This window comes from Candidatus Methylomicrobium oryzae (genome assembly GCF_016745425.1).
Taxonomy (GTDB): domain Bacteria; phylum Pseudomonadota; class Gammaproteobacteria; order Methylococcales; family Methylomonadaceae; genus Methylomicrobium; species Methylomicrobium oryzae.
The window spans coordinates 46,582-68,421 of sequence record NZ_JAERVK010000015.1 but is presented as its reverse complement, the minus strand read 5'-3'; the positions used below and the strand labels follow the sequence as shown (position 1 = coordinate 68,421).

At 53.7% G+C, this 21,840-nt stretch carries 19 protein-coding genes; 16 read left to right on the top strand and 3 right to left on the bottom strand.

All coding sequences use genetic code 11. The features are described from left to right. The first annotated feature begins 43 nt into the window (after window positions 1-43). From JJL52_RS16385 to JJL52_RS16325, 13 genes are all read left to right on the top strand, one after another. Window positions 44-433 (top strand): response regulator transcription factor, encoded by a 390-nt coding sequence (locus JJL52_RS16385; RefSeq protein ID WP_202053567.1) that lies wholly within the window; start codon window positions 44-46, stop codon window positions 431-433. A 45-nt stretch (window positions 434-478) separates the two neighbouring features. Continuing rightward, complete coding sequence (locus JJL52_RS16380) at window positions 479-1,207, top strand: DUF3313 domain-containing protein (protein ID WP_202053566.1); 729 nt, start codon at window positions 479-481, stop codon at window positions 1,205-1,207. Between the two features lie 246 nt (window positions 1,208-1,453). Then, a complete protein-coding gene (locus tag JJL52_RS16375) occupies window positions 1,454-2,338 on the top strand; it encodes a SphA family protein (protein ID WP_202053565.1) in 885 nt (294 codons plus the stop codon). Window positions 2,339-2,380: 42 nt separating this feature from the next. Continuing rightward, window positions 2,381-2,851, top strand: coding sequence for a glycine zipper family protein (locus JJL52_RS16370; RefSeq protein ID WP_236994311.1), 471 nt, complete (start codon window positions 2,381-2,383; stop codon window positions 2,849-2,851). A 40-nt stretch (window positions 2,852-2,891) separates the two neighbouring features. After that, window positions 2,892-5,288, top strand: a complete 2,397-nt coding sequence (locus tag JJL52_RS16365) for an arylsulfatase (RefSeq protein ID WP_202053564.1) — start codon at window positions 2,892-2,894, stop codon at window positions 5,286-5,288. Window positions 5,289-5,604: 316 nt separating this feature from the next. Then, a complete protein-coding gene (locus JJL52_RS16360; RefSeq protein ID WP_202053563.1) occupies window positions 5,605-6,057 on the top strand; it encodes a cysteine rich repeat-containing protein in 453 nt (150 codons plus the stop codon). A gap of 35 nt (window positions 6,058-6,092) precedes the next feature. Next, complete coding sequence (locus JJL52_RS16355; RefSeq protein ID WP_202053562.1) at window positions 6,093-6,863, top strand: DUF3313 family protein; 771 nt, start codon at window positions 6,093-6,095, stop codon at window positions 6,861-6,863. A 19-nt stretch (window positions 6,864-6,882) separates the two neighbouring features. After that, window positions 6,883-7,341 (top strand): SpoIIAA family protein, encoded by a 459-nt coding sequence (locus JJL52_RS16350; protein ID WP_202053561.1) that lies wholly within the window; start codon window positions 6,883-6,885, stop codon window positions 7,339-7,341. A 9-nt stretch (window positions 7,342-7,350) separates the two neighbouring features. Further along, the gene (locus JJL52_RS16345) at window positions 7,351-8,373 is read left to right on the top strand and encodes a hypothetical protein (RefSeq protein WP_202053560.1); all 1,023 of its coding nucleotides are present in this window, start codon (window positions 7,351-7,353) and stop codon (window positions 8,371-8,373) included. 271 nt (window positions 8,374-8,644) lie between these two features. Beyond that, on the top strand, window positions 8,645-8,929 hold the full coding sequence (locus tag JJL52_RS16340) for a hypothetical protein (RefSeq protein WP_202053559.1): 285 nt from the start codon (window positions 8,645-8,647) through the stop codon (window positions 8,927-8,929). A gap of 66 nt (window positions 8,930-8,995) precedes the next feature. Beyond that, the gene (locus JJL52_RS16335) at window positions 8,996-10,000 is read left to right on the top strand and encodes an Lnb N-terminal periplasmic domain-containing protein (RefSeq protein WP_202053558.1); all 1,005 of its coding nucleotides are present in this window, start codon (window positions 8,996-8,998) and stop codon (window positions 9,998-10,000) included. 13 nt (window positions 10,001-10,013) lie between these two features. Further along, on the top strand, window positions 10,014-11,318 hold the full coding sequence (locus JJL52_RS16330; RefSeq protein WP_236994310.1) for a hypothetical protein: 1,305 nt from the start codon (window positions 10,014-10,016) through the stop codon (window positions 11,316-11,318). A gap of 135 nt (window positions 11,319-11,453) precedes the next feature. After that, window positions 11,454-11,729 (top strand): hypothetical protein, encoded by a 276-nt coding sequence (locus tag JJL52_RS16325; RefSeq protein ID WP_202053557.1) that lies wholly within the window; start codon window positions 11,454-11,456, stop codon window positions 11,727-11,729. A 66-nt stretch (window positions 11,730-11,795) separates the two neighbouring features. Here the strand turns inward: JJL52_RS16325 and JJL52_RS16320 are convergent, their stop codons facing one another. Next, window positions 11,796-14,192, bottom strand: coding sequence for a fatty acid cis/trans isomerase (locus JJL52_RS16320; RefSeq protein ID WP_202053556.1), 2,397 nt, complete (start codon window positions 14,190-14,192; stop codon window positions 11,796-11,798). A gap of 206 nt (window positions 14,193-14,398) precedes the next feature. Beyond that, window positions 14,399-16,765, bottom strand: coding sequence for an arylsulfatase (locus tag JJL52_RS16315; protein ID WP_202053555.1), 2,367 nt, complete (start codon window positions 16,763-16,765; stop codon window positions 14,399-14,401). 217 nt (window positions 16,766-16,982) lie between these two features. Here JJL52_RS16315 and JJL52_RS16310 point away from each other — a divergent pair, with 217 nt between their 5' ends. The 3 genes from JJL52_RS16310 (at window position 16,983) to JJL52_RS16300 (ending at window position 20,565) form a co-directional block, all read left to right on the top strand. Continuing rightward, window positions 16,983-17,636, top strand: coding sequence for a DUF4410 domain-containing protein (locus JJL52_RS16310; protein ID WP_202053554.1), 654 nt, complete (start codon window positions 16,983-16,985; stop codon window positions 17,634-17,636). Window positions 17,637-17,720: 84 nt separating this feature from the next. After that, on the top strand, window positions 17,721-18,686 hold the full coding sequence (locus tag JJL52_RS16305) for a transporter (RefSeq protein ID WP_202053553.1): 966 nt from the start codon (window positions 17,721-17,723) through the stop codon (window positions 18,684-18,686). 229 nt (window positions 18,687-18,915) lie between these two features. Further along, a complete protein-coding gene (locus JJL52_RS16300; protein ID WP_202053552.1) occupies window positions 18,916-20,565 on the top strand; it encodes a mechanosensitive ion channel family protein in 1,650 nt (549 codons plus the stop codon). A 169-nt stretch (window positions 20,566-20,734) separates the two neighbouring features. Here JJL52_RS16300 and JJL52_RS16295 read toward each other — a convergent pair. Continuing rightward, window positions 20,735-21,840, bottom strand: a 1,106-nt coding sequence (locus tag JJL52_RS16295; protein ID WP_236994309.1) for a methyl-accepting chemotaxis protein, incomplete at its 5' end; no start/stop codon positions are given.

Sequence of the window (21,840 nt, the reverse complement as noted above, 5' to 3'; positions counted from 1 at the left end):
GTCCAATATCATTGATGAACCAAATGCAATAAATTGCTACGCCATGAATACCTCCATTCCGTTAATCGCCGTCGTAGACGACGAAGAATCCATACGCAAAGCCCTTGAAAGGTTATTGAGGGCTGCTGGATTGAGCGCCAAAACGTTTCCCGATGGAGGTGAATTCCTACACTTTCTGCAAACCGTTCGGCCGGATTGCGTCGTGCTTGATCTGCATATGCCGGGGGCGAACGGTTTTGTCGTTCTGGAACAGATGGCGAAAGCAGGGTTCAGCTTGCCGGTGATCGTGATTACCGGCGACGAGAGCGAGGAAACACAGGCAAGAGTAATGCAGTCGGGCGTGAAATTCTGCTTGCAGAAGCCAGTCGACGGACAACTCCTGCTGGATGCCATTGCGCCGGCAATCCAAGCGGCAGCGCAGGGTGCGCCATGAATTTTCAAACAAACCGATACAGATATTAATTTAAGGAGAAAATCAATGATCAAGCCTGTAACTGTAACTAGTGCAAAACGCCGCGCGAGAACGTGGGGTCCCTTGATGTCCGGCATGGGCGTTTTGCTGTTAACTGCGTGTACCGTGACGCAAAAAGCGCCTCTCGATCAGGCATCCGTCCATTGCGGGCTGCTCGCCAACGAATGCGCCAAACTCACTCCGGGTGGGAAGGATCAGGTAAGTTTGCGTTACATCAATCCCTCCGCGCAGTGGACAAGCTATAACAAGATCATGATCGAACCGGTCACTTTCTGGGGCGGGGAATCCACGTCGGTTTCTTCGGCCGATCAGCAAATGTTGGTGAATTATTTTTCCCAACAGCTCAGGGAACAGCTCGGCAAGAAATTCCAGATCGTCGAGCAGTCGGGGCCAGGCGTGATGAAACTGTCCGTGGCGATGACCGATGCGGAAACGGCTACACCGGTGTTACGCAGTATCTCAATGTTCGTGCCGCAGGCACATATGTTGAGCAATTTGAAATATCTGGCGACCGGCACTTTCCCGTTTGTTGGCGGGGCGCAGGCGGAAGCGAAACTGACCGACTCGGTTTCGGGCGAATTGCTGTCGGCCGCCGCCGATAAACGTATCGGCGGCGGAAATGCCACCACCGGTTTTCAGTGGCAATGGGGCGATGCGGAGCATGCCATCGATAAGTGGTGCGAGATGCTCGCGGAACGCTTATCGTCGTGGACGTCGGGTTCGCCTAGCTCTTAACGGCGGGTCTGAAGAAAGTCTTGAGGGAGCGGATGCTGGTCCGCTTCCTTTAAATCATCCAGTAAAAAACAGCAAAAAGCTAACATGAATTACAGAAAGCATAATTTTCGCCGCGCAGCCTTTGCATCGGTTGCGATAGCCTGGTCTATCTCCGGCGTTGCGGGCGTGAGTCATTTTGTACCCGGCATGATGAATATTCGGGACTTCTTGATGCCCGAAAAAGAAGGGCTCTATGCGGCGCTTTATTTGGGCAATCTTTCGACAGACAAATTGAAGGACAAGAACGGCAATCCTATCGATAAGGCTACGTTTCACGCGAACCGGAATTTGGGGCCGGGTATACCGGCGGGGGTCAACATTACTGCCGACCTTGATGCAAGTGTGGACATGTACCTTATCGCTCCAACGTTTGTCTGGAATTCCGGTTACAAGATCTTCGGTGCGGACTATGGGGCGATTATCTCCTTGCCCTTCGCCAATACCAGCGTCGGCGCCGCCCTCGACACGTTGACCAATATCAACGTCGCCAACCGCTCGATATCCTTAGGCAGAAGTCTTTCGGTTGACGATAGCGCTTTCGATATCTCCGATATTTTTGTAGAGCCTCTTTGGCTGGGATGGCATGGTAAACATTACGATGTTTCCGCCGGCTATGGCTTTTATGCGCCCAGCGGTAAATACCATAAAGATGATGTAGCGAATACCGGCTTAGGTTTCTGGAGTCATCAACTCCAACTGGCGGGGGCATACTATCCGTTCGATCATAAAGGCACGGCGCTGATGCTGGCAGGTACCTATGAAATCAATCACGAAACTGAAGGCAAGGATTTTACTCAAGGGGGCCATTTTACTTTGAACTGGGGGCTCAGCCAGTTTCTGCCGATCACCGACAATATGCTGCTGGAGGTCGGGCCTGCAGGTTACAGCCAATGGCAAGTGCAGGACAATCACGGCGCGGATCAGTCATCTTTCTTGAATTCGCCGAATCAAGTCCATGCGGTGGGCGGACAGATCGGCCTGGCTTTCCCAAAAGCCAATGCGCAATTCACCTTTCATTATTTTACCGAGTTCGCCGCCGAATCGCGTTTTCAGGGCGATTACGCAGGATTCACCGCAGCCGTCGGTTTCTAAAAACGCCGCTTTCACGACGTTCCAACCTAGAGAGAAACGATTATGAATAAGCCATATTACAAAAAATTATCCTTGATTGCTGCATCGCTGGGGCTTCTGGCGGTGGTTCCGGCGCAAGCGGACATCATGATTTATCCGATGAAAGGACAGAGCAGCGAGCAGCTTTCCAAAGATCGATATGAATGCCATGTCTGGGCTGTGCAGCAATCCGGATTCGATCCGAGCACCGCGCAGGCACCCCAAGCCGCGCCGCAAACCCAGCAACAGGGAGGGCAGGTAATCCGGGGCGGCATGCGCGGTGCAGCAATGGGAGCCGCCGTGGGGGCAATCGCCGGCGACGCCGGCAAAGGCGCGGCTATCGGTGCGACGGCGGGCGGCATCAGAGGCGGATTTAAACGAATGGATCAGAATCGTGCTGCACAAACGCAGGCCCCTGTAACAGCTCCTGGCCAGGATGCTTACTATCAGGCCATCAAAGCCTGTCTGGCCGGACGCAATTATTCGGTCAATTAAGCGCATTCATAGATAAATAAAGTCAAAAAAGTGCGTGCTTATGAAATTAAACGTTAATGCAACGATGATGGTGCTGGCCGGTTGCGGTCTCTTGTCTGGGCCAATGCCGCAGGCGCAGGCGGCTAAAGAAACGATGTTGGACCGTACGGCGCTGCCCATTCCCGAGCCCAAGCGGGCGCCGATCAAGGAACTCGACGTTCGGAAGGCCAAGGCGCCGCCGCGTTTCGAAGTCAAGGCGCCCCGCGGTGCGCCGAACGTGGTTGTGGTGCTGATTGATGATATGGGGTTCGGGCAGCCAAGCACGTTCGGCGGAGGTGTCGCGATGCCGACCCTGGACCGATTGGCGGCGAACGGTTTACGCTATAACAACATGCATGTTACAGCGCTATGTTCGCCGACACGGGCGGCTTTGCTCACCGGCCGCAACCACCACAGCAACAATACCGGCGCGGTGCAGGACGTCGCTACAGCGTTTCCCGGCAATACGGGCGTCCGGCCAAATAGCGTGGCACCGCTCGCCGAGATGCTGCGGCTCAACGGCTACAACACTGCCGCGTTCGGCAAGTGGCATCTGACGCCGTTGTGGGAAACCAGCGTTTCGGGTCCATTCGAGCTCTGGCCAACCGGTTCCGGTTTCGAGAAGTTTTACGGGTTCCTGGGCGGTGAAACCAACCAGTGGTCGCCGTATATTTTCGACGGTACTGCGCGGGTCGAGTTACCGCATGATAGCAAATACAACTTCATGACCGACATGACCGATCAGGCCGTTTCTTGGGTGCGCGCGCAGCATTCGCTGACCCCGGACAAGCCGTTCTTCGTCTACTTTGCGCCCGGTGCGACCCATGCACCGCACCATGTGCCGAAAGCATGGGCCGATAAATACAAAGGCAAGTTCGATAGCGGTTGGGACAAATACCGCGAAGAGACACTGGCCCGACAAATCCGTCTCGGCGTGGTGCCACCCGGCACCCGGCTGGCGCCGAAACCGGCAGCGATCAAGGATTGGGGTAGCTTGAGCGCGGAAGAAAAGCGCCTGTATGCGCGGCAAATGGAAGTGTTTGCCGGCTACGCCGAGTATGCCGACCACGAGATCGGGCGTTTGGCGCAAACTCTCGAAGACATTGGTGCGATGGACAATACCGTGTTCGTGTACATCGCCGGCGACAACGGCGCCAGCGCCGAAGGCGGCATGAACGGCATATTCAACGAGATGTTCTTTTTCAACGGCATGCCGGCGACGGTTGCCGAGCAACTGCCTCTTATCGATAAATGGGGGGGGGCGGAATCTTACCCGCACTTCGCGGCCGGTTGGGCGGTAGCAGGTAATGCGCCGTTCGCCTGGACCAAACAAATGGCTGCCGATTACGGCGGCACCAAAAACGGCATGGTGGTGCATTGGCCGAAAGGCATCCGCTCCCGAGGCGAATTGCGCACACAGTGGCACCATGTGGTGGATATTGCACCGACAGTGCTGGAAATTGCCGGCTTGCCCGAGCCCAAAACGGTGAACGGCATCAAGCAGCGTCCGTTTGAGGGCATCAGTCTCGCTTATACACTGAACGATGCCAAGGCTAAAGATCGGCATCATACGCAGTACTTCGAGATTGCCGGCAACCGCGCGATTTATCAGGACGGCTGGCTGGCGCGCGCCGTGCACCGCGCGCCGTGGGAGAGGCAGCCGCGCGCCGCGTTGGATCAGGACCAATGGGAACTGTTCGACACGCGCAGCGACTTTAGCCTGGCCAACGATTTGGCGGTCCAGCAGCCGGCCAAGCTGAAAGCCATGCAGACGCTGTTCCTGAAGGAAGCCGTCAAGTACAACGTGCTGCCAATCGACGACCGCAGCATCGAACGTCTCGTTGCGTCCGTGGCCGGCCGGCCCGATCTGATGGCCGGGCGTACCTCGCTCACGCTGTACGAAGGCATGACCGGCATGATGGAAAATGCTTTCATCGACGTCAAGAACCGCTCCCACACGATCACCGCCGAGGTCGACATACCGCAGGGCGGGGCGAACGGGGTGATCCTGGCGCAAGGCGGCCGTTTCGGCGGTTGGTCCTTGTACATGAAGGACGGCAAACCCGTCTATGCATATAACCTAGTCGGCATGGAACGCATCACGGTCGCGGGGCCTCAGCCGTTGCCGGCCGGCAAGTCGACGATTGCGCTCGACTTTGTTTATGACGGCGGCGGCCCCGGAAAAGGCGGGTTCGCGACGTTATCGGTAAACGGACAAAAGGTGGCGGAAGCCCGTGTTCCGCGCACTACGCCGTTCATCTTCTCGGCTGACGAAGGCGCCGATGTCGGTATGGACGAGGACACGCCGGTTACCGAAGACTACAAGCAGGGCGACAATAAGTTTACCGGCAGGATCGTCAAAGTAACGGTAGGAACTAAAGCCAATCCGCCCGCCCAGGCGGCCGTTAACAAGCAGTAGCTCGTAGGTAAGCATGGTTTAACCCGCCTTTTGATTGTCGAGATTTCCCGGGGGCGGGTTACGGTGCGCAGAAATGCCCGATGTAATCCGGCGGAGGACCGGTCAATGCGAAAGGCTTTCTAGGTTTTTTGCTTGCGGAGATACAAAGACTCCCCTACAAAAGATGAAGCATGAAAATTCGTTTTACTGAGCGGCGGAAAGCGGTTTTAGCAGCGGCTACGGGCCGGCTGTAAAAGGTTATGCATGGGCTAAGACACCATCAGGCTATCAGTGAAGACATTCCCGCTGGATACAGCTAATAAGAAAACAAAGCACTATGAACATTAATAGAAACTTTTCCACCGTCGTTTTCGGCGTAGCCCTTTCCTTGGCCGCTTGTGCTGCCCCGGCCAATAAGAATGTCGATCCGGTGGCCAAGCCCGTCTCGAAAGGGCCGGCAGAGACCTTTTTCGAAGGTTGCAAGAGCGAGCTGGAAACCTACTGTAAGTCGGTTACCCCCGGGGACAACCGCCTGCTCGCCTGCATCTATGCGCATGAAGACAAACTCTCCGGGCAATGCGAATACGCGCTGTATGATGCCGCCGCCCAATTGGAGCACGCGGTCGCGGCATTCAGCTATGCCGCCGCCGAATGTAACGATGATTTGGAGAAATACTGCGCAGATGTCGAAATCGGGGAAGGACGTATGCTGGCTTGCCTCGACAGGAACGACAGCAAGGTCAGCGGGCGCTGTAAGCAGGCTTTGCAAGATATCGGTGCGAAGAAATAATCGGTAAAACAATTAATTAACAGCAGAGAAAACATATGAAATCTTTCCGAATACTGCCTTTCTGCCTTGTCAGTGCAATACTGGCGGGCTGCTCCGCCGCTCAGTCGGGCTCGAACGGAATTAAATCGGTGATGGTCGAGCCTGCGCCCGACGCGGGTTTCATCGAACATCCCGAACGCCAAAGCAAGCCTGCGGACTTGCCGTTTCAAAAAGTCTGGATTAAACCCGGTTCCAGCCTAAGTGCCTACCAGTCGCTGGTTGTGGCGCCGGTCAATACCTATTACATGCAGGAGATGGATTGGCTGCACAAAATGAGTTCGGTTAACGTCATCAGCGATGTCAAAAAGGATATCGAGGAACTGGCATACTATTTTCATGACCAGGTGGTTAAAAAATTCAAGGATGATCCTCAACACCGTTTTCAGATCGTCGAATACCCCGGCCAGCAGAAGGGTCGCGTGGTACGTTTGGAATTGGCACTGATCGAAATCGACCCATCCCAGCCGGTCTTACATGCCTTGAGCTGGGCGGGCCCTCCCGGTACCGGCACCGCCGCCGGCTTGATCAATCAACGCCGGGCCGCTTTCGAAGGGCGTCTGCGTGACCTGCAAACCGGCGAAGTCATTGCCACCTTTGCCGATCGCGATACGGCCGATGCCGGTCCCCTCGATCTGACCCGGCTCACTTGGTACGGGCCTGCCAAAGGCATTATGGACCGCTGGGCGGAACAGTTTGTGCAAATCGCCAACCGCAGGCCGGGCGAAGCGGTGGAGGACCCCATTCCGTTCACCCTGAGGCCTTTCTAGACGGCGGTGTTTTTTTAATATGTACTCACTCAATAAGGCAGGGACGCCTTTGACTTATGGCGCATACATTACAAATACTGGAGGAGCCAACATGCCATATCGACTTATTGAATCACTCGATAGCGAGAACTGGGTCAAACTCAGCGGCAGACTCACAGTGCATGATTTTCAGGAACTTCAAGCGCTGGCCAAATCGAGCCAGGAACGCTTCGGCCGAATCCGGATATTGGCGGAATTGGACGAATTTGAAGGCTGGAGCAGGGAGCGGGGATGGGAGGATTCCTTTTTTCTGGCTGAGAACGGCGATCAGGCTTCCAAATTTGCCATTGTCGGCGACGAGAAGTGGAAAGATGAAGTCTTCATGTTTACCGGGAAGCCCATGCGCAAAACGGCCATCGAATTCTTTCCCCAAGATCGGCTTCCCGAGGCAAAAGCCTGGTTATCCGAAGGAACAACCCAAACAATATTCCGTGATTAAGGTACAACAATGTCAGTTCACTATAAAACCGCAGCCAAGGTATTTCTGCAACGATTGACTCTTGCTCTGGGAATGGCCGCCGTTATTCCCGTGCATTCCGCAAACCTTCCCGACGCGCAAGAATTAATGCAATTGCTCGGTATCGGGCAAAATGCGCTTGCTGAACTGGAGCAGGGAAAAACCGTTTCCTTCGATGTCGCGGAGGGCAAGGAAAACGAGTTGGCGGCCGGTGTGGTGATGTATTTGCCCGCCTCGCCGTCCAAAATTATTCAACTGATCAATAAAAAAGGCTTGGCATCGGTAGATAGTGATCTTCTGGCGCAGGGCGCCATTCCTATTTCGGCCGCGGTAGATAATTTTAAGGGTTTCGGATTCAAGGCGGAGAGCGGGGAAGCCAAGGATTTTTTACAGGCTGAGCCCGGAAGCGAATTCAATCTGTCATTTCAGGAATTTGAAAGTCTTCGCAATGCCGACTCAACGCAACCCGATGCGGCATCGCAATCCTATCGGAAAATGCTGTTTGATCGTTGGCAAAGTTATCGCAAAAACGGTCTGAAGGGGATCGCCTCGTATGACCGGGGCAATGGGACGGAAGCCGATCCGGGGGGGGAGCTGAAAGCCGCCACACAGGACAGCAAGGTATTGGCGCGTTATTTTCCCGAACTTTACAAGGCGTGGCTCGATTATCCTGCCGCGTTGCCAAAAGGCGCCGATGAGCAATTTTTCTGGCTTAACCGCAAGGTGGAGGGGCGCCCTACCGCCATTTTAGGCCATCGCATTATTTTCGATGCGGCGGCCGCGGGCACCCTCATTCTTGCCCGGCAGTTTTACGTGGGTCATTCCTATAATTCCAATCAGCTCAATATCGGTTGCCTCCCATATCGCGCTGGTTCGCTGGTTTTTTATGCAAATCGTAACTTTACCGATCAGGTCGCTGGGTTGGGCAGCAGTTTGAAGCATTCGATCGGGCGCGAGCAAATGAAAGGCGAGATCATCAAACGACTGACGAATTTGCGTAAGGCCATTAAATAGAAGGGATGGCTGCTAGGGAAAACCAGGACGATTAACCGGATGATTAGAGCATTTTCGTTTTGGGTGTACGGTCATAAGCAATGCCGCAAAGTTAGGGCAAACTCGTCATTCCGGCAGGGATTGCCGGAATCCAGAAGCCAGGGACGGCAAGCTTTAATGCATCCCTGCAGTCTGGATCTCGGCAATCCTTGCCGAGATGACGGTTTGACTTAACGGCATTATCTTCCTATAGGCGATATGAAAATGCTCTAGCGTGAAAAAGGCAGAAACAATGAAAATTTTAGTGATTATAGGATGTATGTTGGTTTGTTCTTCTGTATTTGCAGATTGCCGTACCGTCAATAATAGAGTGGTTTGCAACAGCGGCGAAGGAGCTGCCGGTTACAACTCAAGAACCGGAAATGCCTGGAAAGCGGAAGAGAATGATGCCGGTATTAAGACAATTGAAAGCAGCCGGGGAGGGAAGGCCAAAGCAAAAAATGGAAGGGCCATCTACACGAGCCCAAACGGGACTTTCTGCATCAAGACCAAGAACAAATTAGAGTGTAAGGATTGAGATGGCGGAGTGATGATATGTCGTGATTGGCGTATCTTCGAAGAATCAATGCACACCGAGATCTTTATGGGGAAGCCTATCATTTGGGTATTGTCAGGATTGATCCTGACCGCGGTTACCCTTTGGGGAGTATTGGCCGTCTATTTCGGCGATTCTCAAAGCAGTATGATTCAGACCAGTTTGGCTGCCGCGTGGGGTTTGTATGGCTTAACGACGCTGGTCGGTTTGGGCTTTCCGCGTTGGCGCAAGCGGTTATTTGCGGGGTATTCGATTCTGTTCGTAGCCATTCTGGGCTGGTGGTTTTCGATTAGCCCTTCAAACGCGCGGCAATGGCCATGGCAGCCGGATGTCGCCGCACTGGCTTATGCTGACTTCGAAGGCGACCATGTCACCGTGCACAATATCCGCAATTTCGATTACCGGAGCGAGAATGATTATCGGCCCGCTTATTACACTAAAACCTTCGATTTGAATAAATTGGAGGGCGTCGATCTGATTGCGGTTTACTGGATGGGGGCGGCAATTGCGCATACGATTTTGAGTTTCAATTTCGGCGGCAACGATCATCTGGCCGTCTCGATCGAAGCCCGCAAAGAACTGAACGAAGGCTATTCGACGATTAAAGGCTTTTTTCGGCAGTATGAACTGATTTACGTCGTCGCGGACGAACGCGACGTGATTCGCCTTCGCACCAACTACCGAAAAGATCCTTCAGAGGCTGTGTACCTTTACCCAGTGCGTGGGCCATTGGAAAACGCCCGGCGCCTGTTTTTGGAATATATGAAAAAGGTCAATGAATTGAACCGCAAGCCGGCGTTCTACAATACGTTGCTGGATAATTGCACCACGACAATCTGGTTGAATAGCCGAGTCAATTCGAGCCATCTGCCGTTTTCCTGGAAGATTTTGCTGAGCGGCTATGTGCCCGAATACTTGTACGAATCCGGGCGCCTTGACTCTCGAGCCTCTTTTTCCGAATTACAGAAAGAGGCACACATCAATAGCAGAGCGCAGGCCGCCGATCGAGCGCCTGAGTTCTCAACAATCATTCGTACCACCCTATTAAAATGATCGAGTTCCTGCCATGACCTTTTTTTCTAAAAACATTACTTTTAAACGCGGATGCTTGTCAACGGCTCTTACAGCGGCACTTCTGGTATCGGGGTGTTCGAGCATCGGCAAAGGCATCACGGAAGCACTTCTAGAAAAAACCGAATCCGAAGATACGCGATTGTGCCAGATTTGGGGCAGTCCTTTTCCCGGTATTGAATCAAGTTTGAAGAAAAGCAAGGGAAAGACCAAAGTTTTGATGGTTCACGGCGTCGGCGATCACGTACCGGGTTATACCACGCAGTTTTTGGAGAAATTGGCTAAACAGTTGAATCTGAACGTGCGTTCGGACATCGATAAAAATATCGCATTGAATGCGCCTTTATTTCCGGGCAAGGATATCGGCAATTTGCGTGTGACTCGACTGCTCAATGAAGAAAGCGGCAAAGAGCTGATTTTTTACGAACTTACCTGGTCAGTGATCAGCCGTCCGGAAAAAGAGTTGCTGGCTTACGATACTTCGGGTGACTACGATTTCAGGAGGGCCAGGCTCAACAGCATGATGAAAAAATTCAGCAATGACGTTGGCCCCGATCCGATCATTTATCTGGGACAAAGCCGAGAGCCGATTCAGGCGGCGTTCGTGCAGTCATTTTGCTGGATGGCAACTCGCGATTGGGAAGGGCTCCCCGAAAGCGGCAAACATGCGTGCGAAAACTTGAACGATTCCAGTATCGAACATATTGCCAATGATGACTATGCAATCATTTCTCATAGCCTGGGCAGCCGAATCGCGATTGACGGGATGCAGCGTATTGCTTATATGCTGGCAAATCAAGAGAAATATGCCAAAGCTACTCATAAGAAAGCGATTGCCACACAAAAGTCGATTGAAGCGCTGCAGAGCAAGCATATCCTGATGGTCATGCTGTCCAACCAGTTGCCGATGCTGCAACTCGGAAGAGAGCTTCCTGATATCACCGGTCAGTATGCGAATTATTGCGATCCCAAAGGAGATCATTACAGCAAGCGCATGGTGAGCGAAACCTCCATTCTTGCTTTCACGGATCCGAATGACTTGTTAAGCTACGGAATACCCCCTGGATTTGCCGAAAAATTTCTGGATTCCCGTTTATGTTCCCGTATCACCAACGTTAATATTAACGTTGCCAAGGTCATGGATGCTTTTGGAATCAGTGATCTAGCCAATCCGATGGAGGCGCATGTCGGCTACGACCATGACGATCGGGTAGTTGCCCTGATCGCCAATGGCGTGGGTAATGAAAAAACATTGCCCTTGGTTAAGCAGCGGTGCGAATTTACAAAAACAGTTAAATGAACGCCGGTTCACGGCCAGTCATTCGGTCGGGAGATCTTTTGAATTCCTGCGCAGGTAGTGTCAAGGGAAGCTCCCGCAAGCGCGGTCTATTTCTGCAATATTTTCCCAATCCTTATTTCATCCCGAGGCTTATCGATGAAAAATTCATCATTGCTATTGCTGGCTTTGCTGTTGCCATCCACTGCGATGACCGAAAATAAACAGCTCGACCTCAAACTGGATACTTCGACGTTTTATGAAGAAGTTGATAAGGAATCTTCCTGGGCGCGCGACGAAAATTACCGGTCATCCGAACAGCAGTTATCGAGCGAGTGTCGGGAGATAAGCATGCAGATCAGATCCCTGCAGGGCAAACCGCAACGCAAGTATGCTTTACAACAACGGTTTGCGGCCGAGTGTTTAAGCCGGTAGCCGTCATAGCTGCCGATTCCGGGCATTTTCGGTTCGAGTATACGGTTTAGTAGGACAATGTCGTACTTACAGGTTTTCATAACGGCTCAAGTCGAGCAGCCCCGCTTGTAAGCCGCGGTATTTTTTATGCTGCTCGTTAAACCAGTCCGAATAATGCCAGATTTCAGGATTCGTTCGGCGTATGCCGAATCGGCTGTAGAATTGCTCTAGATTGGAGTCCGTTTTGGCGGTACGAATTTGTTCGATGAACTCGCCAAGCCGATTTTTTTCGACGCTGAAGAAAAAGTTGGGATAGCTGCCGACAAAACCTGGGATGATCGTAATCCTGTCATTTTTCGGCAGTCTTCGGGAGCCCAGGGATACCATCTTCGAGATATTGCTATAGGCTTTATCGATCAGCAGGGTATAGACCAGGTCGCCTTCGGGATCGCCGGTTTTGACCCGAAGCAGCGACATTTCGGGCAGTGCGCCTAATTCGAGCCCTTGCAGTTTCGTCAGCTTGCGCAATTTGCGGTCGACTTCCTGCTGGAGGGGTGTTGCGCCCGCTCGGTCGCAAGGCTCCTGCCGGCACTGATTGATGCTGTCGACGAAACCGGCGGCCTTGCCGAGGCGTTGCCTGACCTGGTCGAAAAATTCCTGCTTGTAATCCGTGCCTCGGTAGTTAATCCGGGTCTCGTGACCGATGCTGAACAAGGCTTCGGCCGTTCTGAGTCCTTTGAAGCCTTGATACCAGCTGTTATAAATCGCCTGGCGCTGCTTCCCGGGCATGAAACGCAGGAAATTATCCTCGCCGTCCTGACGCAAAAGATCCATATAGGTTCGGCTGGCGACCTGATGCCCTGCCGTGCCGTAGACATTAAACCCGGCAACCAACAGATAATGCAGCCGTTCGAAAATCGGATAATCGATTACCCAGGCCGTCAGCGGCGTATCGCCGATAAGGCCTTGCGTAACGGTCGCGCTGTCGAAATGCCTGAAAATGGTCAGCGCCGCATTCCGATTCATGCCGTCGCCGTCCCAGATATTTTCGAGCCCAAAGCCCTGGTCCTTGGCGAGCAACAAATCGATGAACCGGTCTTTCTTTTTCAGGTATTGCCTGCCGAAAACATCGAACTTGGTCCACCCCATCAGGCCGATTTGATCGCCTTCTTCTCCGGGCAATGCCAGAATCTGGTTATTGTCGGCAAGCGCCTTGGCTACTTTTTCAGGATAAAACCGGCCCGGCTGGGAAAAAACGACCCAGAACTGATCCCGAATACTTTCGGTTGCGATTTCGCCGCGGCACACCGGGCCTTTGATGAAACCGGATACGAAATATTCGGCATCATCGAGCAGAAAACGGTATTTCGAGGCCAGGGGCAACTCGATAAAGGTTTTGAACGGATTCGCCGCGACTTCGGGGCGATAGGAAGGCAATGAGGTGACTTGATAATTCGGCCGGAAGAACAGCTCGTCATAGCGCTGCATCTTCCGATCGCTGAGTTCGTAAACGAAGTGAATCTTATCGACGATCGTTTCGGTCTGCGGCCGCAAACGGTAATAAAAATTGACCGTGCCCGGATCGTCGTAAGGTCGCACCGACTGGATTTCCTCGATCGGAATTCCCGGGGCCGTTTTCGAGCGCACCAAACGATAGAACTCATGCTCGGGATGGCCCTGGAAATGTAGATGGCCGATGAAAAGATGCTCATACAGATAACGGGAAACGAGTTTATGCTTGAAGGTAGGGCCGTTGAGATAAGTTTCCCATTTTGCAATCGTCGGACCGGATTCGCTCGACAGCGGCGGCAGCGGTTCTGCTTTTGCCCCTTCCTGCAGCCATTGCAAGAGTGTCGCTTCTTCTTTCGGAGACAGTCCGGGCATCGCATAAGGCATGCCCCATTGGGGATGTTGGCGCTGATATTTGGGGAACTCCTCTACCGTCGGACACAGCAAATCGCGGCTGAATTCAAGATCATAATCCTGGTCGAGCTTGCCTGAGGTTGGCAATGGATGCTCGCGTTTTAACCGAATCAATTTGGCCAGGACCGAATTATCCAGATTCGCCTCTTTTCCATCGCGGCGCTCGTTCAAAATCGGATAGAACTCCTTCTGCCGCCAGCCCGCCGTATCCTGGGCATCGATGAAAAGCCGGGTTGGTTCGGCCGCTTTGAAGCGCGCGAAATCGTAGACCTTGCGTTTGGTAGCGCCGCGGTCTATGCCTTCGATAGAGCCAAGCTTCAACTGGCACGGCGCATCATAACAGCCGTGGCAGACCACGCAGCGCGAATCCAGGATCGGCTTGACGTCTCGGGAAAATGAGACCCTGTTGCGCTGCCGATCCAGCATTGCCTGTTCTTGCGTCAGACGCCGCTGCTTAGGCTCGGAAGGTCCGTACAAAGCCGGATAATTTTCGGCCTGATAGACCAAGGAAGCGCAGCCGGTAAAAACCATAAAACAGAGCAGAATGAGTGGGCGTTTCATCATTTTTTACCTGCCGCTCATGGGAATTTGGCGGACTATAGTATCAAGTTACCGAATTAGCTATCGTAAAATCTCGGCTGCGGGCGGATTCCGCCGTCCATCGGGAATATCCGGGAGCCCGGCGCGAACGGGCGCCGCCGGTAAGTTTTCTAGGCGCCAAGACTATGTAAAAATCGCGCTTTACTTCGGAAACAACAGCGTCACCGCTATTTCACTTCAATCACCACTTTTTCGATTTTGCCGCTGAAGCGTGTTTCCGATCCTTCGCCGATGCCTGCGACGACCGGCGTTGCATCGTCGATACCGACATCGGCGGTTTCGTCGGCCGAGAAAAACCTCGCTTGTGTCCGTTCGATACGGCCTTCGACGACCTTGCGGCCATTGACCGATAGGGTTCCAATGCCGCCTTTGCCCATGCCGCCGCCTTCATAAGCGAAGTCGAACACCAGCTTGGTTTTACCTTCAGACAGGATTTCGGATGCTGCTACCGTGTACTGGTTCAAGCCTAGAAAGTTGTAGGTGTAGGCAGGTTTGCCGTCCTTCATGTACAAGGACCAACCGCCGAAACGGCCGCCTTGCGCCAGAATCACCCCGTTCGCCCCGCCTTGCGGTATGTCGACCTCGGCGGTGATCGTGTGGGCGCGGTTCTTGACGTCGATGAATACGTTTTCCATCATGCCGGTCATGCCTTCACCGAGTGTCAGCGAGGTACGCCCGGCCATCACGTCAGGCCGTCCCACATCGGAAGCGGTGATGCGTTCGAACACGCGGTCGTCGATTGGCAGCACCTTGTATTTGGCTGCTTCAGTCATGAACAGTTTTTGCATCTCCCCGAGTTTCTTAGGGTTCGCCTTGGCTTGGTCACTGGTCAGGCTGAAGTCCTTCCGCACATCATAGAGTTCCCAAACATCTTCTGCGAGCGGGTGACGGACCTGAATCTCCCAGGGCGCCCGGTGCACCGTGCCGGCCAGCCAGCCGTCGTGGTAAATCGCGCGGTTGCCGAAAATCTCGAAATACTGGGTGCCATGCCGCTCTTTGGCCTTGGCGTCATCAAACGAGTAGGCCAGACTCACGCCTTCGATCGGCGTTTGCTTGACGCCGTTGACCACTTGCGGTTCGGGCAAATGCGCCGTTTCAAGAATAGTCGGAACGATATCGACAACATGGTGGAACTGATTGCGTATTTCGTTTTTGGCTTTAATTCCTCTGGGCCAGTGGATAACCATGCCGTTGCGCGTCCCGCCGTAATTCGATGCCACCTGTTTGGTCCACATGAAGGGAGTGTCGAAAGCCACGGCCCAGCCCGCCGCCATGTGGGGGTAGGTTTCGGGCCCGCCCCAATGATCCAGGTGCTTGAGTTGATCTTCGACCGTTTCCTGCACGCCGTTGAAATAGGTCATCTCGCTGAACATGCCGTTCATGCCGCCTTCGGCGCTGGCGCCGTTATCGCCGGCGATATAGATAAACAGGGTGTTGTTCAATTCACCCAGGTCTTCAAGTGTTTTGACCAGGCGGCCGATTTCGTGGTCGATATGTTCGGCAAAACCCGCAAACACTTCCACCTGTCGCGTGAACAATTTCTTTTCATCGGTGTTGAGCGTGTTCCAATCCTTGATCGCTTCGGGCTTGCCGGCCAGTTGAGTATGGGGAGGCACAATGCCAAGTTCGATCTGCCGCTTGAGCGTTTCCTCGCGCATTTGATCCCATCCCTGGTCGAATTTGCCTTTGTATTTATCGGCCCATGCTTTTGGCACATGGTGCGGTGCATGGGTCGCGCCCGGCGCAAAGTAGACGAAGAACGGCTTGTCCGGCGTCAAAGCCTGCTGGTAGCGTACCCACGCGATGGCCTGATTGGTCATGTCGCTGCTGAAATGGTAATTCGGGTCATGCGGCGGTTCGACTTTGGTTACGCCATCGTAGATAGACGGCGACCATTCGTTGGTCTCGCCGCCCATGAAGCCGTAGAACTTGTCAAATCCTTGCAGGGTGGGCCAGCGGGCGTAAGGTCCCGAAACGCTGATCTCCCAGGGCGCGGTTTCATGCCATTTGCCGAACGCGGCAGTGTTGTAGCCGTTGAGCCGCAGCATCTCGGCTACCGATGCCACGCTGCCGGGCAGGGCTCCGGTATTGCCGGGGAAGGCGGTGGAGGTTTCCATGATCGAGCCGGTGTTGCCGGTGTGGTGATTGCGGCCTGTCTTCAGCGCCTGGCGGGTCGGTGAACACAGTGCGGTGGTATGGAAGTTGTTGTAGCGCAGACCTCCCTGAGCCAGACGATCCAGGGTCGGCATTTCGACAGGGCCGCCAAAGGTTTTCGCGGTGCCGAAGCCCATGTCGTCGAGCAGCACCACAACCACGTTCGGCGCACCGGGGGGCGCCTTGACTTCGAAACGCGGCGGCGCCTTGGCCTTCCGAACGTCGAGTTCCTTGATCGGCGCCTGCTTGGGCTCGGGAATGGGCAAGATGGTGCGGCTCAACCCATCGGCTTCCGGAGGGGCGGCCTGAGCGACCGTGTGCACTCCCATCCATAGTAATGCAATAGAGATAACCGTGCTCGAAATTTTGAGCTTTTTCATTTTATCTTCTCCCATTCTATGGTTAATCTAAAAAATGATCCTTTCGGATTGTACTACTGCATAAGTTGCTCTCGGAATTGGACCTTAGGCTAATATCGGTTGCCGGTGGGCTTGCCCGGCAATCTGGAAGGGAAGTTGTGGGTCTAAAGTCCAATAGCAAAATCGGTAGGGGGATGCTTAAAATACAAGACGGCCATTTAAATCAGGGATCCAACAAATGAAAACCAAATTATTCAAAATCGTTTTGAGCATTTTAATGGTATGGATAATGGCCGGGTGCGCCTCGACCAGCGTCACAGCGAATCCGGAATCTGCGCTGTACGAACACTTACCGCGGCCCAGCCAAATCTGGGTTTATGACTTTACGCCGGCGTATGGGACTAATTCTTCCCAGCAAGCGGAAATCGGCAGGGAAATTGCAAGCGATCTTATCGGCAACATCCGCCAAATGGGACTGGCGGCCGAGCCGGGTTCACAAACGACCAATGTGCAGATCGGCGATATCGTTCTTCAGGGCAAAATCCTGATGGTAGATGAAGGGAGTGCCGCAAAGCGCATCACCCTCGGCTTCGGTTCAGGCGCATCGGAATTGAAGGTGCAGGTTGAAGGCTTTCAAATGACTCCTCAAGGGCTCAGAAGAGTGGGCGGCGGCACCGGCGATGCGGGCGGCGGTAAAACCCCGGGCGCTGTCCTGGGTGTTGCCGGCGCGATTGCCAGCGGCAGTCCGGCTGGCCTGATTGTTAATGCGGGCATGAAGGTTTACGGCGAGGCGAGCGGCAACAGCAAAATCGAAGGCAGAACCCGGCAGATCGTCGATGAGATCAGTGAGAGGTTGAGAATGCGGTTTCAGCAGCAGGGCTGGATTCGGTAATGGAACTGGAATAATCCTCTACGGGCGGAAAAACAAGGTTTGGGCTCTATCAGGAACAAATTGCGCGGTGTGGAGGTAAGGAGCATGCGCTTTTCCCCTGTACGAATGCCGTTATCCCGTTTAGTCGGATGGGGAGCTTTGGCAGCGATTGGACTGGCTTCTTCTTCAGTGGCGTTAGCGACCGATATAGAGCCCAGGGCTTATTCGAACATTCCGGTGGGCGTTAATTTTCTGCTCGCCGGTTATGCTTTTACCAAAGGCAACGTTGCATTTGCCCCGTCGGTGCCGATTAAAAACGGCAAAATGGAAATCAACAGCACGGTTCTTGCCTATGTCCGCTCGCTTGATGTCTGGGGAGCATCGGGTAAGGTCGACATCATCGTTCCGGAAGTCTGGGTGTCCGGACAGGCGGATTTTTTAGGGCAGCCAAGACGTAGAGAAACCTCGGGATTTGCCGATCCGGTCTTTCGTTTCTACGTCAATCTTTACGGGGCTCCGGCCCTATCGGTGAAAGAATTCGCTGCTTACAAACAGGACACGATTATCGGTGCGAGCCTGGCGGTTTCGCCGCCGGGAGGACGATACCAATCCGATAAAATCGTCAATATCGGCACCAATCGCTGGTCGATTAAACCTGAAATCGGGCTTTCCAAAGCGTGGGGGCCTTTGATTGCCGAATTTGCCGCCGGCGTGTTTGTATTTACCGATAACGACGATCAGTTCGTCCCTGTCTCTGCAAGTCAGGGAGTCGGGGTGCGGCTGGAACAGTCTCCTATTTATGCGCTGCAGGGGCATCTCATTTACAGTTTCGGAAAAGGCATATGGGGTGCGGTGGATGCTAATTATTACACCGGAGGACGTGCCACCATTGATGGAAGACTCTCCGATAACTTACAGCAAAACTGGCGCGTCGGCGGCACGCTTTCATTTCCGATCAATCGCCAGAATTCGATTAAGCTTTTCGGCAATACCGTCGTTCATTCACGAACCGGCGGCTTTTTCGATACGGTCGGGATTACTTGGCAGTATCGATGGGGAGAAGGGCTTTAGCCTTGTAAAAGAGTGTAACCGTCAGCCGGCCTAATGAATTACGCGTCGAAGTTGAACATAGCGATGGCGAAAAAAACATCTCGTGCTTTATGACGGCAACCGGATCACGGCTTATACGCCTATGCAATACCGGATAACCAGTTTGTATTAACAATAGCGGGTTTTTCGGGAAAGAGGCAAATTTTTCAAGCGAAAACAGTTCATAAGGCCGTAAACAGAGAGAGAATTCATGAATATCCGTTTATTGCTCGGGTTGGTGATGGTGGTCTGGTTCGTGATGGGAAACTGGGTCGGGGCAGCCGAAACGACAACCGTAACCGCGTCGGAATCGGCGGCTGTCGTATTGGACGGTGAGGCACTGTTTCAGGTGCGCCGACTGAAAAGCATTCCGGCCCGATTTCGGGCCGATAGCATCGCCGAACGCATCAAGCGTCTGGCCGAAGACCCTTATCTGAGTATCGACAGCATCACTGTAGTCAGCGATGAGCTTTCCTCGGATGTAACGGCCGGCGACAAAATTGTTGTGTCGGTGCTGGACCCCGATGTGGCTGGCGAAGGCGTTTCGCGTCAAGAGCGAGCGGCCCGATTGGCGGACAAAGTCCGTGCTTCGATCATCAAATACCGGGAGGCGCATAGCCTCAGTAATCTGCTTTACGGCTTGCTCTTCGCTTTGATGGCGACTGCTTTGTTAGCCGCCTTTATTTCCGTACTTTTCCGGCTTTTTGATAAGGTAAAGTACGGTTTAGAACCGAGGATTCGGGGGAGGCTGGCCCAAACGAATATCCGCATTTTCGAATTCGTCATCCTGGGAGTACTCGCGGGGAGTGCTAAGTTGTTGCGGCTGCTGATTGTGGCCGGCAGCCTCTATCTGTATTTCAGTCTTATTTTGAGCTTTTTTCCCTGGACGCGGACTTTTGCGGAACGCCTGTTTCTTACCCTTGCCGAGCAGGTCAGGCAGATCGGCAGGGATGTGTGGGAGGAATTGCCCAATCTGCTTTTCTTGATTATTTTATTTTTCGTTGTGCGCTGGCTGCTCGGCATCTTACGATTTTTTTTCTTTGCGCTCGAAAAAGGAGAAATTACTCTCGAGGGCTTCTATTCCGAATGGGCCACCCCAACTTATAAGATTTGCCGTTTTTTGATTATTATCTTTGCGATTGTAGTCGCCTATCCGTATATTCCCGGTTCAAAATCGCGCGCCTTCGAAGGCATTTCAATTTTTCTTGGCGTACTGTTTTCACTCGGCTCGACCTCTTTGATTGCGAATATGGTCGCTGGCGTGGTGTTGACCTATATGCGCGGGTTTCGGGTCGGCGATGTGGTCAAGATCGGCGATACGACCGGCAGAGTGACCGCAGTGGCGCTTTTAGTGACGCGCCTGCGCACGCCCAAGAATGTCGAAATTACAATTCCAAACTCTCTGCTGATGGGAAATCAAGTGACGAACTACAGCTTTGCGGCCGGAGAAGGGCGTTTGATTCTGCCGACCAGCGTCACGATCGGTTACGATGCGCCTTGGCGGCAAGTGCATGGACTGTTGCTGATGGCGGCCGAACGCACCTCCCAGATACTGCGCGAGCCGGCTCCCTTCGTCCTGCAAAGTGTGCTGGACGATTTCTTTGTTAAGTACGAGCTGAATGTCTACGCGGCCTCGGCGGATGATATGCCGAGGCTATACTCGGAACTGCACCAGAACATTCAGGACGCCTTCAATGAATATGGCGTGCAGATCATGTCGCCGCATTACATGGCTGATCCGGAGGCGGCGAAAATCGTACCGCCGCAGCGTTGGCGGCAGCCGCCAGCGGAACCGATGACGGATGATATGTTGGGCGCACCCATCTCCCCCGCCTTGAGCGAAGAGGAATCCAGGGAATGAGCCGGCGCCCCCTCTAAAGGTCAAACAAGTTAGGTAGAGCCCGCAAGCAGGCAAGCTTCTAAGTCTGCACATGCTTAGGCGGCAACACTTGAACGATTGCTATTAACCTGAGTTCGGGATAAGAATCCAGGGGAGCATGGATCTGAATCGGCAAACCGCTCGGCATATCCTAGAACTCGCTCCACTCTTCTTCGCGTTGACCGGCTTTGATCAACTTAGGACTACTGATGTTAAGGGATTTGGCAGCGTGATGGATAAGATGCGTCATCGGCCTATGCCTGAGGGTGTTTTGGGGAATTGAATGGTGCGTTTCGGCAATCACCTCGACGAAAGCATCCAGGCGGAAATGCTTCATGGATTCGGCCAGCATGGCGGCTTGCTCTTCCAGCGACTCGGCGGCCGCCGCCGCTTGTTCCACCAAGGCCGCATTCTGCTGGGTCACATCGTCCATCTGTGCGATAGCCTGGTTGACTTGCTCGATGCCCGCACTTTGCTCAGCCGATGCGGTGGCGATTTCTGCCATAATGGCGGTTACGCGCTGTACCGAATCGACGATTTCATCCATGGTTTGGCCGGCTTCGCCTACCAGCTTGGTACCATGATTCACCCTTTCGACCGAATCGCTGATCAGCCCCTTGATTTCCTTTGCCGCTGCCGCTGAACGATGCGCGAGAGTGCGGACTTCGCTGGCCACGACCGCAAAGCCTCGACCCTGTTCGCCAGCCCGCGCCGCTTCGACGGCGGCATTCAACGCTAAGATATTGGTTTGCCCTGCGATGCCGTCGATGACGCTGATGATATCGACGATTTTGCGCGCGCTGTCATTGATCGCTTTCATCGTGCCGGCTACTTGCTGCACCCTGCTGCCGCCCTGGACAGCGATATCCGAGGCGGCTACCGCCATGCGGCTGGCTTGCTGCGCGTTGCCGGCGTTCTGTTTGACTGTCGAGGCAAGCTGCTCCATGCTGGACGCGGTTTCTTCCAGGCTGGCTGCTTGCTGTTCCGTGCGATGAGACAGGTCGGCATTGCCGGCGGAAATTTCACGCGCCGCTATATTAATCGCGTCGGCTGCGGTTTTCACGACAAGCACAGGCGCCACGATGGTTTCCAGTGTCGCGTTGATACCCTCGACGATGCTGCGAAACTCGCCCAGATGTTTGCTGGCATCGGCTCGCGTCTGAACACGTCCTTCCTGAGCCGCTTCGGAGAGCAAGTGGGTATCGGCCACCAGCGCATTGACCGCTTCGATGCAGGTGTTCAGGTTGTTCTTGATGG

What these genes read in the sequence shown, in the direction of transcription:
- JJL52_RS16385 (WP_202053567.1), top strand. Translation starts at nt 44, where the DNA reads ATGAATACCTCCATTCCGTTAATCGCCGTCGTAGACGACGAAGAATCC.
- JJL52_RS16380 (WP_202053566.1), top strand. Translation starts at nt 479, where the DNA reads ATGATCAAGCCTGTAACTGTAACTAGTGCAAAACGCCGCGCGAGAACG.
- JJL52_RS16370 (WP_236994311.1), top strand. Translation starts at nt 2,381, where the DNA reads ATGAATAAGCCATATTACAAAAAATTATCCTTGATTGCTGCATCGCTG.
- JJL52_RS16365 (WP_202053564.1), top strand. Translation starts at nt 2,892, where the DNA reads ATGAAATTAAACGTTAATGCAACGATGATGGTGCTGGCCGGTTGCGGT.
- JJL52_RS16360 (WP_202053563.1), top strand. Translation starts at nt 5,605, where the DNA reads ATGAACATTAATAGAAACTTTTCCACCGTCGTTTTCGGCGTAGCCCTT.
- JJL52_RS16355 (WP_202053562.1), top strand. Translation starts at nt 6,093, where the DNA reads ATGAAATCTTTCCGAATACTGCCTTTCTGCCTTGTCAGTGCAATACTG.
- JJL52_RS16350 (WP_202053561.1), top strand. Translation starts at nt 6,883, where the DNA reads ATGTACTCACTCAATAAGGCAGGGACGCCTTTGACTTATGGCGCATAC.
- JJL52_RS16345 (WP_202053560.1), top strand. Translation starts at nt 7,351, where the DNA reads ATGTCAGTTCACTATAAAACCGCAGCCAAGGTATTTCTGCAACGATTG.
- JJL52_RS16340 (WP_202053559.1), top strand. Translation starts at nt 8,645, where the DNA reads ATGAAAATTTTAGTGATTATAGGATGTATGTTGGTTTGTTCTTCTGTA.
- JJL52_RS16335 (WP_202053558.1), top strand. Translation starts at nt 8,996, where the DNA reads ATGGGGAAGCCTATCATTTGGGTATTGTCAGGATTGATCCTGACCGCG.
- JJL52_RS16330 (WP_236994310.1), top strand. Translation starts at nt 10,014, where the DNA reads ATGACCTTTTTTTCTAAAAACATTACTTTTAAACGCGGATGCTTGTCA.
- JJL52_RS16325 (WP_202053557.1), top strand. Translation starts at nt 11,454, where the DNA reads ATGAAAAATTCATCATTGCTATTGCTGGCTTTGCTGTTGCCATCCACT.
- JJL52_RS16320 (WP_202053556.1), bottom strand. Translation starts at nt 14,192, where the DNA reads ATGAAACGCCCACTCATTCTGCTCTGTTTTATGGTTTTTACCGGCTGC.
- JJL52_RS16315 (WP_202053555.1), bottom strand. Translation starts at nt 16,765, where the DNA reads ATGAAAAAGCTCAAAATTTCGAGCACGGTTATCTCTATTGCATTACTA.
- JJL52_RS16310 (WP_202053554.1), top strand. Translation starts at nt 16,983, where the DNA reads ATGAAAACCAAATTATTCAAAATCGTTTTGAGCATTTTAATGGTATGG.
- JJL52_RS16305 (WP_202053553.1), top strand. Translation starts at nt 17,721, where the DNA reads ATGCGCTTTTCCCCTGTACGAATGCCGTTATCCCGTTTAGTCGGATGG.
- JJL52_RS16300 (WP_202053552.1), top strand. Translation starts at nt 18,916, where the DNA reads ATGAATATCCGTTTATTGCTCGGGTTGGTGATGGTGGTCTGGTTCGTG.